Genomic DNA, 2650 nt, shown 5'->3' with positions numbered 1-2650 from the left:
TGCAAAAAACGCACCAAATCGGACACCCATAACGTTTTAGTTCGGACACCTGTGACGGTTTTAAATCGGACAGTGATGACGGAAATGATTCGGACACTTTTACTAAAAAGCGTCAAGAAAGATTCGTTTAAGAAAGAGATATTTTCTAAATTTAAATACACTCTTTGTAAATTTATTTACAAGGGTGTTGAAAATGAGGATTATATCTATGAGATCAGTTCGTGATATTGTAAAGTACCATAGTATGGGCTTGTCAATCAGAAAGATACATGACGCTACAGGAGTAGCCAAAAGTACCGTTGCAGATTATATCAAACGGTTTAAAGAACTTGGATTGTCAATAGAGCAGATCGATGTTTTAGATGATGATGCACTCAAACTACAATTTTTCCCCGATGTAGCCAGTGTCGTCGTTTCACGCAAAGCGATGCCAAACTTCAACTATATCCACCAAGAGCTCAAACTGCGCAAAAAAACCAAAGTGACCCTCTATCTGTTGTGGGAAGAGTATAAAGAGGATAATCCGGATGGGTATCAGTACACCCAGTTTCGCGTATACTACCGCCGCTTCGTCAAAAAACTCAACCCCTCCATGCGCCAGACACACCTTGCGGGTGAGAAGATGTTTGTAGACTACAGCGGTGTTACTATGCCAATACACAACCAAAGAACCGGTGAAGTGGAGTATGCACAGATATTCATAGCCGTACTTGGTGCAAGCGGATACACCTTTGTTCATGCTACCCCAAGTCAAAAACAAGAAGACTTCATCTACTCCCATGTCAAGTGCTATGGATTCTTTGGCGGAGTACCAAGAGTGGTAGTTCCCGATAATCTCAAAAGTGCCATCATCTCCAATAATAAAAACGGTATCGTTGTCAATGAGAGCTATGCAGACCTCAATCGTCACTATGGCGTTATAGTAAATCCAGCACGCCCAAGAAAGCCCAAAGATAAACCAAAAGCAGAACAGGGTGTCCAAGCGATTCAACGCTACATTCTCGCACGCTTTCGCCACCATAAGTTTTTCAGTGTTAATGAGCTCAACGAAGCTATAGCGGAGTTGCTCGATAGATATAATAATAAGATTATAAAACATCTCCAAAAGAGTAGAACAGAGCTCTTTAATGAGCTCGATGCACCCTATCTCAATCCACTGCCTGCAAACAGCTATACCTATAAACAGTTCAAGATCGCAAAAGTGCATCAGGATTACCATATAAGCCTTGAGAAATGCAACTACTCCGTACCTTACAAATATATCAAAGAAGAGTTAGAGGTACGATACTCCACACAAAGTGTCTATATCTACCACAAGAATAGACTCATCGCTACACATCCACGCCTGCGAAGAGTTGGTGAGTGTTCGACACTGCATGAACATATGCCAAGTAAACATCAGTATGTAAACGAGAGTATGAATCCACAAAGAGTGCGTTCTTGGGCAAAAAATATAGGTGAATTCAGCAGTGTGTTTGTAGAGGATATATTTGCATCTGTGGAGTATCCACCACAGGCGTATAATAAAATAGTAGCCATCTTATCGTTGGCAAAACTTTATGGTAATACAGAGCTGGAGTTGGCGCTGATGTATGCCACAAAGCACAACACCACAACCACAAAGTCGATCAGATCGATACTCGATAAAAAGCTCTATCTGAGTGAGAGTGCCAATAATGTGCAACCATCATCACACTACGCACTTTTTAACAACCACTCCAATATCCGCGGTGCAGATGAGTACAAATAGAAATAATAATCAAATAATAAAAAGAAAACAAGGACAAAAGAATGAATCACACTACCGTTATCAACAAACTGACAGAACTTGGTTATAAGGGCTTTAAAGAGGCATATTTGCAACAGATGGAGGATATCAACTACGATTCTATGGGGTTTAGTGAAAGACTCTATCAGCTTCTTGATGCGCAGGATATATTTTTACGCAATAAACGCATCATCATGAATCACAGACTCTCAAAAATCAAAGATAAGCAAGCAGCACTCGATGCTATAGACTACACACCACAAAGAGGGATCAACAAAGCACAGATCAGATCACTATCTTCACTCAACTTCATCAATGCCAGACAGAACATCATCATTACCGGTAAAACTGGGACTGGGAAAAGCTATCTCGCTCAAGCGTTTGCCAATAAGGCTATATTTGATGGGTACAAAGCCTACTATGTAAGAACCCCTTCATTGCTTGAGGAGATCAAAATTGCAAGGTTGGATGGCACTTATACTAATCTGCTTAAAAAGTATTCAAGATTTAAACTGCTGATTCTTGATGACTTCGGTGTGATACCTATGGGTGAAGATGATGCAACGAATCTCTTTGAGATCATAGAGGACAGAACGCAGATTAATTCTACAATTATCACTTCACAGCTTCCTGTAAGTGAGTGGTATAACTATCTCAACAACAACACCATTGCAGATGCAATTTTAGACAGAATTGTTCACTCCTCCCATAGGATAGAACTGAGTGGTCCATCGATGCGAAAACTCAAATCGAGCATCAAAACTGACGAATATTAAAAAATCATTCGGACACTTTATGCTAAAATGGCGTTACAGAAAATATTCCCTTTCTTGGTGTCCGATTTAAAACGCGTTGGGTGTCCGGATGCTCCGTCATATGCAC

The 2650-nt window shown here is 40.4% G+C and carries 2 protein-coding genes; both read left to right on the top strand.

Annotation, left to right across the window (positions count from 1 at the left end; all coding sequences use genetic code 11):
* Positions 1–208 precede the first annotated feature (208 nt).
* Entirely contained in the window at positions 209–1750 is a 1542-nt protein-coding gene (gene istA, locus MNY27_RS10755) for an IS21 family transposase (protein ID WP_346392329.1), read from the top strand.
* A 41-nt stretch (positions 1751–1791) separates the two neighbouring features.
* The gene (gene istB, locus MNY27_RS10750) at positions 1792–2544 is read left to right on the top strand and encodes an IS21-like element helper ATPase IstB (protein ID WP_346392328.1); all 753 of its coding nucleotides are present in this window, start codon (positions 1792–1794) and stop codon (positions 2542–2544) included.
* The last annotated feature ends 106 nt before the right edge of the window (positions 2545–2650 follow it).

Origin of the sequence: Sulfurimonas sp. NWX79 (assembly GCF_039667035.1) — a bacterium.
Lineage (GTDB): Bacteria > Campylobacterota > Campylobacteria > Campylobacterales > Sulfurimonadaceae > Sulfurimonas > Sulfurimonas indica.
This window is presented reverse-complemented; position numbering and strand designations above follow the sequence as displayed.

Bases quoted from the DNA above. Each gene is read 5' to 3' on its own strand.
- istA (WP_346392329.1), top strand. From the start codon at position 209: ATGAGATCAGTTCGTGATATTGTAAAGTACCATAGTATGGGCTTGTCA.
- istB (WP_346392328.1), top strand. From the start codon at position 1,792: ATGAATCACACTACCGTTATCAACAAACTGACAGAACTTGGTTATAAG.